Here is a 12129-nt window from a genome sequence, read left to right as displayed (position 1 = left end):
GATGACCCGCCCATCCGGCAACCGATGAAGGACCCGACCGATGGTTTCGACCGCCCCCAAGGATCTCAACGCGCTCGGCCAGAGCCTGTGGCTGGACAACATCACCCGCGATCTTCTCGATAGCGGCACGCTGAAGAGCTACATCGAGACCAAGTCCGTCACGGGTCTGACCTCCAACCCGACGATCTTCGACAACGCCATCTCCAAGAGCAATTGGTACGACGAAGAGATCAACCGCCAACTGGATGCCGGCCACAAGGGCGAGACGCTCTTCTTCAACATGGCGATCCAGGATCTGTCCCGCGCCGCCGATCTCTTCCTGCCGATCTACGAGGCGACCGGCACTGTGGACGGTTTCGTCTCGCTCGAGGTCTCCCCGCTCTTCGCCTATGACACGCAGGCGACGGTGAAGCAGGCGCAGGAACTGCACGCCCAGGCGGCGAAGCCCAACCTCTTCATCAAGATCCCGGGCACGCCGGAAGGCCTGCCGGCGATCGAGGAGGCAATCTACGCCGGCGTGCCGGTGAACGTGACGCTGCTCTTCTCCTCCGACCACTACCTTGCCTGCGCCGAAGCCTATATGCGCGGGCTGGAGCGCCGGGTGGCCGAGGGCAAGTCTGCGGACGTTCGCTCCGTCGCCTCCCTCTTCATCAGCCGCTGGGACACCTCGGTCGCCGACAAGGTGCCCGCCGAGATCAAGAACACCCTCGGCCTCGCCGTCGGCCGCCAGACCTACAAGGCCTATCGCGACCTGCTGAACAGCGATCGCTGGCAGCGCCTGGAGAATCTCGGCGCCCGCCCGCAGCGCCTGCTCTTCGCCTCCACCGGCACGAAGGACAAGAACGCCTCGGACACGCTCTACATTTCGGGCCTGGCGGCGCCGAACACCGTCAACACCATGCCGGAAGGCACGCTGCTGGCCTTCGCCGATCACGGCAAGGTGGATGGCGTGCTCAGCATGGATGGCGGTGACTTCGACAAGGTGCTGAAGGCGCATCTCGATGCGGGCGTCGATCTCACCGCCCTGTCGGAAGAACTGCAGGCCGCCGGCGCCAAGGGCTTCGTGAAGTCCTGGCACGATCTGATGGCCGCGATCGACAGCAAGGCCAAGGTGCTCAGCTAGCTCTATCGGTGGTAGGGTGGGCCGCGGCCCACCCGGCAGACTGTGTGACGGCGAGAATGGGCATCTCACCCTATGGCATGAAGCCGCGGGTGACGATGAACAGAGCGCAGCAACCCGAACGAGCCCCGGGCGGTGACGCCCGGGGCTTTTTGGCGTCCGCGTCTCAGGCCATGGCGAGCAGAGCGCGCGCCGTCGGCTCGTCGGTCACCAAGGTGGTGACGTAGCCACCGACCAGCAGCGCGCGAATGGGTGCCGCCTTGTCGCGGCCCGCCGCGACGCAGATGCGGTCTGGAATGCGGGCGATATCTGGCACCGTCATGCCGATCAGCCGCCCGTCCAACGGCCCAGGCACCGCACGTCCCTCGGCATCGACGAAACGGCCGGCGAGCACGGCGACGGCCCCTTGTTCCAGATAGGGCACGGCCTCTTCGGGCGAGAGGAATCCGGTCTCGAAAGCGGTGGAGGAGGCCTGCACGCTGCCGACGCCGTAGATGATGCGGTTGCAGGTGCCCATGATGCGGAACTGCTCCACCAGCGTCGGCTCCTCCATCAGCATGCGCTTGACCGCCGGCGTGGAGACGATGCCGGGTGCATGCAGATAGATGCAGCGCGCCCCGATCCTGTTGGCGATGTTGGAGGCGCAGGCTTCGGCCGAGAAGCGCCAGGTGCCGATGGCGCTGCCTGTGATCTGCACGACGGAGACCTGCGGCAGCTGCCGCTGCGGCATCGCCTGGGACAGCGCCAGGACCGTCCGCCCCCAGGAGACGCCAAGCACGTCATCGGGCTGCAGACGATCTGCGAGAAGCTTGGCCGCGGCATGGCCGACGCGCTCATGGTCGATGCTGCGGCCCTCGTCACCCGGCACCACCAGGCATTCGGCGATGCCGAACCGCGCCGCGACCGCGCGCGCCAGGGTGACGCGCGCGAGATGCCGGGGTGCCACGGCGATGGAGACCGTGCCCCGCTCTCGCGCTTCCTGCAGCATGGTGACGACGCTGGCACGGGAGATCCCGAGCGTGCGGGAGATCTCCTCCTGCGTCATGCCCTCCTCATAATAGAGCCACGCGGCCCAGACGATGGCGTCACCGGCGAATTCGGCGGGCACGACCAAGGCATCCCGCCGCACGCGGGCAGGCGTCTCCACTTTTGCAGCCACCTTTGCCTTGGCCATGGCTTCCTCCGTCACCGCCTTACAATTTTGTCAGACAACATTGACATCTGTCTAGAACCCCTCCTAGTGTCCGGCGAAAGAAACACCGCAAAGCTGCGGCTTCGCCAAGACGGCAGGGACAATGAAGAGTCTATGGTCCGATGAGGATGCGCGCGCCTGCGTCGCGCATTATGCCGCCCAGGGCATCAATGAAGATCTGGCGCTCCGTACCTACACGTCTCGGCTTCTCGGCAGTGTGCCATGGCTCGTCATGCACGGCGGCGGCAACACCTCCGTCAAAACCCGACTTCCTGATCTGTTCGGCGATATGGTCGACGTGCTTTGCGTCAAAGGCAGCGGGCGTGACCTTGCGGTGATCGAGCCGGACGGCCATCCCGCCGTCCGCCGTGCGCCCCTGGATCGTCTGCGCAACCTGGCTGCCATGTCGGACGAGGACATGGTGAACGCCCAGCGCCAGAACCTGCTTGACACCACGGCACCCAATCCTTCGGTCGAAACCTTGCTGCATGCCTATCTGCCGCACAAGTTCATCGATCATACCCACTCCGTCGTCTCCACCGCCATCGCCTGCCTGCCGGATGCGGAAGCGGTTTGCGCACGCATCTTCGGTGGCCGCGTGGGCTTCGTCCCTTACATCATGCCAGGCTTCCAGCTCGCGAAAACGGCGGCCGAGGTCTTCGAGCGCGATCCCTCGGTGCAGGGTCTGCTGCTCGCCAAACATGGCATCTTCACCATGGGGGAGACGGCTCGGGACGCCTATGAGTTGATGATCGAAATGGTCACGCTCATGGAAAACTACGTCGCTGAGAACGGCCGAGACAACCCGGCGTTTGCGCCGGTCGCTCTGCCGGGTGAGACGCCCAGCGCCGCCGATATCTTTCCCTTGCTGCGCGGGCTGCTGGCCGAGGCCGCACCCGCCGGCGTGCCGCGACGGTGGCTGCTCAACCACCGCACCAGCCCGCGCATCCGCCGCTTCGTCGATGGCGCGGGCCTCGGCGACTATGGCCGCCGGGGCGTTGCGACGCCCGAGCAGGTGATCCGCATCAAGTCGGCGCCGGCCGTCCTTCCGGCGGTGACGACGGACCTCGACGCCTGGCGCCGGGCGGCGGAAGCGGCGATCGGCAGCTTCATGGCCGAATACCGCGCCTATTTCGAGCGCCACAACGCCCGCGTCGGCGGCATCAAGAAAGCGCTCGACCCGCTGCCGCGTGTCCTCGCCATTCCCGGCTTCGGCATCGTCGGGATCGGCAAGACCGCGGTCGAGGCCAGCGTCTCCTCCGATGTCGCGGAAGCCTGGATCGACGCGGTGCTGGATGCGGAAAGCGTCGGCCGTTTCGAGTCGATCAGCGAAGCCGACCACTTCGACATGGAATACTGGTCGCTGGAGCAGGCGAAGCTCGGGAAAGGCGCCGAGAAGCCGCTGGCGCGGCAGGTCGTCGCCATCACCGGTGGCGGCGGGGCGATCGGCTCCGCCATCGCCCGCGCCTTTGCTGCCGAAGGGGCCGAGGTCGCCGTGATCGACCTGGATAGTGCTGCGGCAGAACGCACGCGCGCCACCATTGGCGGTCGTGCACTGGCCCTTGCTTGCGACGTCACGCAGCCCGCCGCCGTCTCGGCGGCGATCGATCGGGTGGTCGCCCATTTCGGTGGTCTCGACATTCTCGTCTCCAATGCCGGTTCCGCCACCACCGGCATGATCGCCGAAATGCCGGAAGAGGTCCTGCAACAGAGTTTCGCGCTCAACTTCTATGGCCACCAGGCGATGGCGCAAGAAGCGGTCGCCGTCATGAAGGCACAAGGCTTTGGCGGCGCGCTGCTCTTCAACGTGTCGAAACAGGCGGTCAATCCGGGAGCCAATTTCGGCGCCTATGGCACCGCCAAGGCGGCACTCCTCGCGCTTTTGCGGCAATACGCCCTGGAGCACGGGCGGGACGGCATCCGGTCCAACGGCGTGAATGCCGATCGTATCCGCTCCGGCCTGCTCTCGCCCGAGATGATCGAGGCGCGGGCCGCGGCCCGTGGGGTCAGCCCCGCGGACTATATGGCGGGCAATCTGCTCGGCCAGGAAGTGACGGCCGACGACGTGGCGCACGCCTTTGTCGTCTCCGCCAAGCTCACCAAGACGACGGGTAACGTCATCACGGTCGACGGCGGCAACGTCGCCGCCATGCTGCGCTAGCACCCTGCCCCACTGCCTGCGCGGATGCGGCACCGCGCAGGCCGGCACAGGCCGCCCGATGGATCGAAGAATTCACGGCTGGAGATTGGAAACATGTCCGAGACTGCCACCCCGACCTATGACGTCAGCGTCGTCGGCCTCTACTGCATCGACATCCTGGGCCGTCCGGTCCGTCGTATTCCGGACGGCGGCAATGCAGACTTCATCGAAGAAATTCGCATGACGGTCGCCGGCACCGCAGGCGGTACCATCGTCGATTGCGCAAAGCTCGGCCTCAAGGCGCTCGCCGTCGGCGCGGTGGGCGAGGACGAAAAGGGCTTCTTCGTCCGGGCGACCCTCGAGAGCTTCGGCATCGATACCAGCGCCATGCAGCGCTACAAGGGCGTGCATACGGCGGCCTCCATCCTGGCCGTGCGCCCTAACGGAGAGCGCCCCTGCCTGCATGTGCGTGGCTCGTCGGATGCGCTGCTCATCACCGAAGCCGAGTATCCGCGCGTGCTCGACGCGCGTTTCGTACACATGGGCGGCAACGGGCTGCTCGGCAAAATGGATGGCGAACCCACGCGCGCGCTTCTCGCCGCGGCAAAGGCGGCCGGCCGCACCACGACCTTCGATCTCATCTTCGCCGAAGCGGCGCTGATGCAGAAAATCGCGCCGGCCATGGCCTATGTCGATTACTTCGTGCCGAGCATCGAAGAAGCCTCCGCCCTCTGCGGCCACGCCAGCCCGGCCGATTGCGCGAGATACTTCCACGATCTCGGCGTCGGCACCTGCGTGCTGACCATGGGCGGCGACGGCGCCTTCGTCTCGACGGGCGAGACCAGCTTCACCCTGCCTGCGCATGACATCAAGGTTGTCGACACCACCGGCTGCGGCGACGCCTTCACCGGCGGCCTCATCGCGGCGCTCTCGCACGGCTGGGACATCGAGCGCGCGGCGCGTTTCGCCGGCACCTGCGGCGCCCTCGTCGCGCAGGGCCTGGGCTCGGACGCCGGCATCGTCGACTTCGCATCGACCGAGGCCGCGATGCACAGCCTGCCGCTGAAGCACTGATGCGCGTTCGGCTTCTCGTCTCCGACGTGGACGGAACCATCGTCCGCCACGACCGTACGCTCGCGCCCAGCACGGTTGCGGCCGCCGCCGCGCTGCGGGCGGCGGGCATCCGCCTCGCCCTCGTCAGCAGCCGCCCGCCGGGGGGGCTCGAGGTGTTACGGGCACCGCTGGCCCTGGATACGCCCTGCGCAGGCTTCAACGGCGCCCTGGTGCAGGACGAAGCGGGGCGCACCCTCGCCGAACACACGATTCCGCCCGATGCCTGCCGTGAAGCGGTCGACCGACTGGAATCGGCGGGGCTCGATGTCTGGGTCTTCGCTGAAGGCGCCTGGCTGCTCAAGAACCAGCGCGCGGCCTATATCCCACGTGAACAGCTCTCGATCAGCATGGAGTGGCACGTCGTCTCCGACTTCACGCCGCATCTCGGCCGTGCTCACAAGGTGATGGGTTCGTCGACCGACATTGCCCGGTGCGCGGCGGCGGCGGCCGATCTCACCACCGCGCTGGGCGATCGGGCGGCCGTGCTGCGCTCGCAGGACTATTATGTGGACGTCACCCATCCCGCCGCCAACAAGGGCGAGGCGGCGCGGCTGATTGCGCGCCACCTCGGCATCCCCACCCAGGCAATGGCCGCGATCGGGGACATGCCGAACGACCTGCCGATGTTCGAGGCGGCAGGCCTCGCCATCGCCATGGGCAATGCGAGCGCCGACGTGGCCGTGCGCGCCCATCTCACGGTGGCCGATAACGACCACGATGGATGGGCGGAAGCCGCGGCCGATCTGCTCAGGCGCTGATCGCGCCGTCCGACAGGTTGCTGACCTTGGTGCGCAGGGTCGCGACCAGGCGGCTCGCATCCCCCTGGGACACCAGAGAAGCGAAGTCCGACCGCTGCACGGCGACGCGGCTGATCGTCCCGTCCAGCAGCACGTCCACCACCTTCCAGCCCCCCGCCTCGTTGCGCATCACGTAGTCGATGCGCAGCGGGTCGCGGTTGGGCTTGGTGATGGTGGAGGAGACCACCTGCTGGCTGCCCACGGCCCGCGTGGTCGGAGAGACGGAGATGACGCGGCCTTTGTAGGAGTGGAAGTTGGAGACGTAGTTGGCGATCGTGAACGCACGAAACACCGAGAGAAGCGTCTGCTTCTGCGCGTCCGGCAGGGTGCCCCAGTAGGAGCCGACGGAGACGCGCAGGATGCCCTCCAGGTCGAAGGCCTGATCGACGGCCGGCGCCAGCGTCTGATAGCGCTGCTGGAAGGGCGTCTTCTTCCCCTCCTTCATGATCTCGAGCAGCACGACGTAGAATTGCTGGATGGTCGCGGTCGGCCCTCCGGCCGATTGTGCCCGAGCGCCCCCCGCCGCCAGCACGAGGGGAAGGCTCATGGCCAGTAGATCTCGTCTGGACACCGTCATGCCAAGCGCTCCTGAGCGATCATATGCAGATGGCAACATCTTAGAGCCCGACCCTGGGGAATTTTCAACTCTCCCACCAAGGCCAGGAAGGGGTGTGGTTGTTCCCTGTGGATCTGCCGGGCGCCTATGTAGGCGAGGCTGCCGCCCTCGCCCCTGCCTCAGGCGCAGGACACCCTGCGTCCTGCTCGCGGTAAAATGACACGGGCCCCGTCCCTGGCGCTCGGTTGTCCTGAAGCGGCGATCGCGGCACAATTGGCCAAAAGACGGCCGCATGAGACGCGCCGCGTTGGCCTGCGAGGATAACAACCGATGCTACCTGCCGTGACAGAGCCCTTGCCGCCGGAAATCCCGCCGCAGCTCCGGGCTAGCGTCGCCCGCCACCAGGAGAACTTGCTCCGGCTCATCGAGAGCCTGCGTGCTGCGGGCATGCGGGAAGCGGAGATCGAAAGCGCGCTTTCCACCCTGATCGACAGCTACAAGCATGAATTGCTGGAGGCGATCCGCAGCCTGCACAGCGCCGAGGACGGCGCCGCGAAGGAGTGATCGCCATGCAGGACGAGCTTCAGGATGAACACGGGCGGCTCGCCGCCCTCACCCGGTATGCGATCCTCGATACCGCACCCGAAGGGCCCTTCGACAAGATCACCGGCCTCGTCCGCACCGTCCTCGGCGTCCCCATCGCCGCCGTCAGCCTCATCGACCGCCACCGCCAGTGGCTCAAATCCTGTGTCGGCGTGTCGAGCCGCGAGATGGCGCGCGAGATCTCCTTCTGCACCCATACGATCCAGCAGCGGGAGCCTCTGGTCGTGCCGGATGCGACGCAGGATCCGCGCTTTGCGGACAATCCGCTGGTGACCGGCGAAAGCGGCATCCGCAGCTATCTCGGCATTCCACTCGCGACCCCGGATGGCTATCAACTCGGTGCTCTCTGTGCACTCGACACCAAGCCGCGCAGTTTCGACCCGCTGCAAATCCAGATCATGACGAATTTCGCCGCCCTGGTGATGGACGAGATGGAACTGCGCCTTATCGCCGAGAGCGACTTCCTGACCGGTGCCATGACGCGCCGGGCTTTTCTGATGGAGCTGCAGCAGGCGCTCACGGCGCTGCAGGAGCGGCAGGAGCCCGCCGCTCTCGTCTTCTATGACGTCGACCACTTCAAGCAGGTCAACGACCGGCTGGGCCACGAGGCGGGAGACCGGGTGCTCGCCGGGGTCGCCGCGGCGGTCGGCGGGGCCATGCCTGAATCCTCGGTCCTGGGCCGGCTCGGCGGGGAGGAATTTGCCCTGCTGCTTCCTGGCTATGACGCGGCACGGGCGCTGGGTGTCGCCGAAACGCTTCGCGCCGCCGTCGCCGCCCAGCGTTTCGAGGGTCTGCCGGAGATCGCCGTCTCGGCGAGCTTCGGCATCGCGCCGGCCGAGGCAGCCACCGCCTCTCCCGCGGCCTGGATCGCCGCTGCGGATGCCGCGATGTATGCGGCGAAGGAAGGTGGCCGCAATCGCTGCGTCCTCGCGGGGGCCTGACCGGGCCCCTGCAAGGACGGAGTTGCGGCGCGGGCGCGGCTGCAGCAATCTCACATCAAAACGCGGCAAAGGCCTGATTCTCATGATTGATCTTGTGTGGCGCGGCATCGTCATCGGCCTCGGCGCCACCATTCTGATGGATGTCTGGGCGCAGATTCTGGCCCTGTTCCCGGGCCAGAACAGGCCGAATTGGGCACCCGTCGGCCGCTGGGTCTGGCACCTCGGCCAGGGTCGCGTCTTTCATCAGGACATCGGCCGAGCCGCCCCTTACGCTCATGAACTCGCCTTGGGCTGGATCTTCCACTACGCCGTCGGGATTCTCTACGGCGTCATCCTGGCCTTCATCGTCGGCCCCGCCTGGTTCGCCCACCCGACCTTCTGGCCGGCCTGGGTCTGGGGTATCGTGACCATCGCCGCCGGCTGGTTCCTGCTGCTGCCCGGCCTCGGTCTCGGTTGGGCAGCCTCCCGCACGCCGGCGCCCGGCGTCACCCGGGTTCTCGGCCTCGTCGCCCACACCGTCTTCGGCTTCGGCCTCTACATCACCGCCTTCGCGGTGTGAGGCCGAGAGTCCATGGCCGCGCCCGCTCCACCGTTGACAAGGAGACATCCATGCCACGGAACGTGCTGCCCTTCCTGCTGCTCTGTACCACAGGGCTGCTCGCCGCCTGCAGCGACACGCATGTGACGACCTACCGATCGGATCACAAGGCGTTCCTGAAAGAGCTTATCCATTGCGAAAACAACTACGCGGCGGAGCACAACACGCCGGCCTGCCGCGCCGCCTTCAAAGTCAATTCCGAACTCTTCCCCGAATAGCTGCAGCCGGATAAGAGGGCGGGATGAACCCGACCCTGCTGCTGACGGCCTATTACCACCATGGCGATACCGTCGGCTGGCTTGCCCATTCCATCGGCAACGCCATCATCCACGCCTTGATCTATGGGCTGATCTTTCGCCTGATGCGCCATCTGAGCCTGGGCGAGGCGGCCTTGCTCGTCATTGTCATCCTCGGCGGCCTGTTCCTCTGGGCGCGCGCACGCGACCGCAGGCGCTGGTAGCGACAGCCCCCGACCGCGCTCAAATCAGAAGGGCCGCCACCCGCTCGGCAAGCACATTCATGGTGAAGGGCTTCGCCAGCACCTGCATCCCGGGCCCGACCGGCCCCGGCCCCATGATCGCGGCCTCGGCATAGCCGGTGATGAAGAGGACTTTCAGCCCGGGCCGCAACTCGCGCCCGGCATCGGCCATCTGCCGGCCGTTCATGCCGCCGGGTAGACCGACATCGGTGATGAGCAGGTCGATCGGCTGATCGGACCGCAGCAGAACCAGGCCCGCCGCGGCGTCCCCGGCCTCCAGCACGGTCAGGCCTGCCTCCTCCAGCACGTCGGTGATGAGCATCCGCACCATCGGCTCGTCATCGACCACCAGGACCGTGGGATGCCCTGCCGGCAGCGGGATGGGCGCCGCCTCGACCGCGACGTCTTCCCCCGCCGTGCTCAGCGCGATGTGCCGGGGTAGGTAGATCCGCACCGTGGTGCCCAGCCCGGGCTGCGAGAGGATCTTCACCTGCCCGCCGGACTGGGTGGCAAAGCCGTGCAGCATGGAGAGACCGAGCCCCGTGCCCTGCCCAATCGGCTTGGTGGTGAAGAAGGGGTCGAAGGCGCGGGCGACGACGTCCGGCGGCATCCCCACGCCGTCATCCGTCACGCTGATCGCCACATAGTCACCGAGCCGCAGCCCGAGGCTGCGCGCCTCCGCCTCCGCCAGCACCACGTTCTCCGCGTCGACGGCGATCACGCCACCGTCGGGCATCGCATCCCGCGCATTGAGACAGAGGTTCAGGATCGCGCTCTCGAGCTGGTTGGCGTCGCACAGCACGGGCCAGAGCCCGCTGGCGAAGCGCATCTCCAGCACGATGCCGCTGCCGACCGCGCCCTGCAGCAGCTCCGTCATGCCGGCGATCAGCCCTTCCACCTGCGTCACCACGGGGTCGAGCTGCTGGCGCCGGGCGAAGGCCAGCAACCGATGAGTAAGCGCCGCAGCGCGCGAGGCCGCGGCCTGGGCGGCCGCGATGTAGCGGCCGAGCTCGGCGGTCTGTCCGGCCGCGAGCCTGCTCTCCATCAGGCTCAGGCTGCCGATGATGCCGGTGAGGAGATTGTTGAAGTCATGCGCGAGGCCGCCGGTCAGCTGCCCCACCGCCTCCATCTTCTGCGCCTGGAAGAGCTGTTCGCGCGATGCCTCGAGTTCAAGCTGTGCCTGCCGCCGCTCCGTCAGGTCCCGCGTGATCTTGGCGAACCCCACGAGCTCGCCCTGGTCGTAAATCGCATCGAGCACGACCATCGCCCAGAAGCGGCTGCCATCCTTGCGGCAGCGCCAGGCCTCGGCGGTGAACTTGCCTGTCTCGATCGCCGTCCGCAGCGCGCGTTCCGGCATGCCGGCCTCACGATCTTCAGGCGTGTAGAAGAGCGAGAAGTGGGCGCCCACCACCTCGCTCTCGTGATAGCCCTTGATGCGCGCGGCGCCCGCATTCCAGGTGACGACACGACCGTTCGTGTCGAGCATGAAGATTGCGTAGTCCACCACCTCGCGGACCAGCAGTTCGTGCACGTTGGCGGCGGAGATCAGACTGGCCATGGTCATCGGTTCACGGGAGCGTCCGGAGAAGGAGAAGCGCTCGGAAGACGGGATAATCTCGGTCGCGCCCCTTTTATCCTAAGCTCGACCGCGTAACTTCGCCACGTTTGCGTGAATGCCTCAGGAGGCTTCGGGCATCACCGCGCACGGAATGATCGCCCCCGGGTAGCAGACGACGGTGCCGGCCAGACGATGGCCCGCTGCCGCCGCAGCCTCGGCGGAAGCGCCTCGCAACCGCGCCGCGATATAGCCCGCGGCGAAACTATCGCCTGCGGCCGTCGTGTCGACCACATGGGCGACGGGCCGCGTCGGCACCAGCGCCTCCGTCCCGTCGGGAAGGCGGAGCCGGCAGCTGAGATCGGGTTGCTTCAGCACCAGCTCGGCGCGGGCCGTTCCTGCGGCGAGCGCATCCGGCCACGCAGCGCCGTGCAACATCTCGAGATCCTCTACGGACGCGAAAACGAGATCGGCGCCCGTGAAGGCCCGGGCGAAGGCGGCCCGCGCCTCCTCACGATCGGGCCAGCCGCGGGGCCGAAAATTGGTGTCGAAGGCGATCGTCGTGCCGACCGCGCGGGCAGCCGCCAGCGACTCGAACAGGGTCTCGCGCCCGGCCGTGCCATAGAGGGATAGGCTGATGCCGGAGTAATAGATGAGGCGCCGGGCTTGCAGCGCGGTGGCGATGGCCGGCGTTTCGGGCAGGGAGAAGAGCCGCCGGGCCGCAGCGCTATCCCGCCAATAGAGGAAGCGGCGCTCTCCACGGTCATCGGTCTGGATCACGTAGAGGCCGGGCATGGCGCCTGGGCAGTGCACCACCAAGCCGGTGCCCACGCCCTCCGCGGCCCAGGCCGACTCCATCTCGCTGCTCCACGGATCGTCCCCGAGCGCGGTGACATAGTCCACTGCCATGCCGAGCCGCGCGAGATAGACGGCGGTGTTGAGCGTGTCGCCCCCGAAGCCGCGGGCGAAACGGCCGTCCGCCTCCTCGCGCAGTTCGACCATGCACTCCCCGATACACGCCAGACGCATCCGCTTC

At 67.1% G+C, this 12129-nt stretch carries 13 protein-coding genes; 9 read left to right on the top strand and 4 right to left on the bottom strand.

Translation table 11 applies throughout. The annotated features are described in order from the left end of the window. Positions 1 to 40 precede the first annotated feature (40 nt). The gene (gene tal / locus ACYQ6W_RS12155) at positions 41 to 1123 is read left to right on the top strand and encodes a transaldolase (RefSeq protein ID WP_459675586.1); all 1083 of its coding nucleotides are present in this window, start codon (positions 41 to 43) and stop codon (positions 1121 to 1123) included. A 163-nt stretch (positions 1124 to 1286) separates the two neighbouring features. Here the strand turns inward: tal and ACYQ6W_RS12150 are convergent, their stop codons facing one another. Next, entirely contained in the window at positions 1287 to 2294 is a 1008-nt protein-coding gene (locus ACYQ6W_RS12150) for a sugar-binding transcriptional regulator (protein WP_459675585.1), read from the bottom strand. 121 nt (positions 2295 to 2415) lie between these two features. On the opposite strand from ACYQ6W_RS12150, the gene ACYQ6W_RS12145 reads away from it, so the two are divergent. From ACYQ6W_RS12145 to ACYQ6W_RS12135, 3 genes are all read left to right on the top strand, one after another. After that, on the top strand, positions 2416 to 4473 hold the full coding sequence (locus ACYQ6W_RS12145; protein WP_459675584.1) for a bifunctional aldolase/short-chain dehydrogenase: 2058 nt from the start codon (positions 2416 to 2418) through the stop codon (positions 4471 to 4473). Positions 4474 to 4566: 93 nt separating this feature from the next. Further along, the gene (locus ACYQ6W_RS12140) at positions 4567 to 5526 is read left to right on the top strand and encodes a carbohydrate kinase family protein (RefSeq protein WP_459675583.1); all 960 of its coding nucleotides are present in this window, start codon (positions 4567 to 4569) and stop codon (positions 5524 to 5526) included. Next, positions 5526 to 6323: a Cof-type HAD-IIB family hydrolase gene (locus ACYQ6W_RS12135; protein ID WP_459675581.1), complete on the top strand. Its 798-nt coding sequence runs from the start codon at positions 5526 to 5528 to the stop codon at positions 6321 to 6323. The genes ACYQ6W_RS12140 and ACYQ6W_RS12135 overlap by 1 nt, the downstream gene beginning before the upstream one ends. On the opposite strand, the gene ACYQ6W_RS12130 is transcribed toward ACYQ6W_RS12135, so the two are convergent. Then, positions 6313 to 6909, bottom strand: coding sequence for an ABC transporter substrate-binding protein (locus ACYQ6W_RS12130; protein WP_459675580.1), 597 nt, complete (start codon positions 6907 to 6909; stop codon positions 6313 to 6315). The two genes, ACYQ6W_RS12135 and ACYQ6W_RS12130, sit on opposite strands and share 11 nt — an antisense overlap. A gap of 339 nt (positions 6910 to 7248) precedes the next feature. On the opposite strand from ACYQ6W_RS12130, the gene ACYQ6W_RS12125 reads away from it, so the two are divergent. The 5 genes from ACYQ6W_RS12125 to ACYQ6W_RS12105 all read left to right on the top strand — a co-directional run bounded on the left by ACYQ6W_RS12125 (position 7249) and on the right by ACYQ6W_RS12105 (position 9520). Further along, positions 7249 to 7482, top strand: a complete 234-nt coding sequence (locus ACYQ6W_RS12125; RefSeq protein ID WP_459675579.1) for a hypothetical protein — start codon at positions 7249 to 7251, stop codon at positions 7480 to 7482. Between the two features lie 5 nt (positions 7483 to 7487). After that, the gene (locus tag ACYQ6W_RS12120) at positions 7488 to 8462 is read left to right on the top strand and encodes a sensor domain-containing diguanylate cyclase (RefSeq protein WP_459675578.1); all 975 of its coding nucleotides are present in this window, start codon (positions 7488 to 7490) and stop codon (positions 8460 to 8462) included. Positions 8463 to 8544: 82 nt separating this feature from the next. Further along, complete coding sequence (locus tag ACYQ6W_RS12115) at positions 8545 to 9021, top strand: DUF2938 domain-containing protein (protein WP_459675577.1); 477 nt, start codon at positions 8545 to 8547, stop codon at positions 9019 to 9021. Between the two features lie 50 nt (positions 9022 to 9071). Then, a complete protein-coding gene (locus tag ACYQ6W_RS12110; protein ID WP_459675576.1) occupies positions 9072 to 9278 on the top strand; it encodes a hypothetical protein in 207 nt (68 codons plus the stop codon). Between the two features lie 23 nt (positions 9279 to 9301). After that, complete coding sequence (locus tag ACYQ6W_RS12105; RefSeq protein ID WP_459675575.1) at positions 9302 to 9520, top strand: hypothetical protein; 219 nt, start codon at positions 9302 to 9304, stop codon at positions 9518 to 9520. Between the two features lie 19 nt (positions 9521 to 9539). Here ACYQ6W_RS12105 and ACYQ6W_RS12100 read toward each other — a convergent pair whose 3' ends face one another. Together ACYQ6W_RS12100 and ACYQ6W_RS12095 are read right to left on the bottom strand one after the other, a co-directional pair. Continuing rightward, the gene (locus tag ACYQ6W_RS12100; protein ID WP_459675573.1) at positions 9540 to 11096 is read right to left on the bottom strand and encodes an ATP-binding protein; all 1557 of its coding nucleotides are present in this window, start codon (positions 11094 to 11096) and stop codon (positions 9540 to 9542) included. 120 nt (positions 11097 to 11216) lie between these two features. Continuing rightward, the gene (locus ACYQ6W_RS12095) at positions 11217 to 12122 is read right to left on the bottom strand and encodes a sugar kinase (RefSeq protein ID WP_459675571.1); all 906 of its coding nucleotides are present in this window, start codon (positions 12120 to 12122) and stop codon (positions 11217 to 11219) included. Positions 12123 to 12129 lie beyond the last annotated feature (7 nt).

The organism is Acidisoma sp. 7E03, assembly GCF_054665075.1.
This window is presented reverse-complemented; position numbering and strand designations above follow the sequence as displayed.